Origin of the sequence: Stenotrophomonas sp. YIM B06876, from assembly GCF_030711595.1 — a bacterium.
Lineage (GTDB): Bacteria > Pseudomonadota > Gammaproteobacteria > Xanthomonadales > Xanthomonadaceae > Stenotrophomonas.
In genome coordinates this window covers 1-958 of sequence record NZ_JAUJUJ010000321.1, presented here as the reverse complement: position 1 = coordinate 958, position 958 = coordinate 1, and the positions used below count along the sequence as shown (strand labels likewise).

Genomic DNA, 958 nt, shown 5'->3' with positions numbered 1-958 from the left:
GCCCGCCGCTGGTCAAGGCGGCCACGGGCGAGGTCGTCACGGCCGAGGACCTGGGCGGTGGCGACGTGCACACGCGCCTGTCGGGCGTGGCCGACCACCTGGCGCAGAACGACCTGCACGCGCTGCAGCTGGCGCGCAACGCCGTGCGCAATTTGAATAAAAACAAGGCTCCAGCGCCCGCTGACAGTGCGCCAGTAGCTCCTAAATTCGAAGCAAGCGAGCTGTACGGCGTGATCCCCGTGGACACGCGCAAGCCCTTTGACGTGCGCGAGATCATTGCCCGCATCGTCGATGGCAGCGAGTTCGACGAGTTCAAGGCGCGCTACGGCACCACGCTGGTGACCGGCTTTGCGCGCATCGAGGGCATGCCGGTCGGCATCATCGCCAACAACGGCATTTTGTTCAGCGAGTCGGCGCTCAAGGCCACGCATTTCATCGAGCTGTGCTGCCAGCGCAAGATCCCGCTGGTGTTCCTGCAGAACATCACCGGCTTCATGGTCGGGCGCAAGTACGAGAACGAAGGCATCGCGCGCAACGGCGCCAAGATGGTCACGGCCGTGGCCACGGCGGCGGTTCCGAAGTTCACCATCATCATCGGCGGCAGCTTTGGCGCCGGCAACTACGGCATGTGCGGCCGCGCCTACAGCCCGCGCTTTCTGTGGATGTGGCCGAACGCGCGCATCAGCGTCATGGGCGGCGACCAGGCCGCCGGCGTGCTCGCCACCGTCAAGCGCGACGGTATCGAAGGCCGTGGCGGCCAGTGGAGCATGGAGGAAGAAGAAGCCTTCAAGGCCCCCATCCGCCGCCAGTACGAAGACCAGGGCCACCCCTACTACGCCACGGCGCGCCTGTGGGACGACGGCGTGATCGACCCCGCCGACACGCGCCGCGTGCTGGCGCTGGGCCTGGCGGCCACGCGCAATGCGCCGATCGAGGACACGAAGTTCGGCCTGTTCCG

Annotated in this window: 1 protein-coding gene; it reads left to right on the top strand. The window is 66.9% G+C overall.

Going from position 1 to position 958, the window contains the following annotated elements:
* Nucleotides 1-958, top strand: a 958-nt coding sequence (locus QZH66_RS17025; protein WP_305807033.1) for a carboxyl transferase domain-containing protein, incomplete at both ends; no start/stop codon positions are given.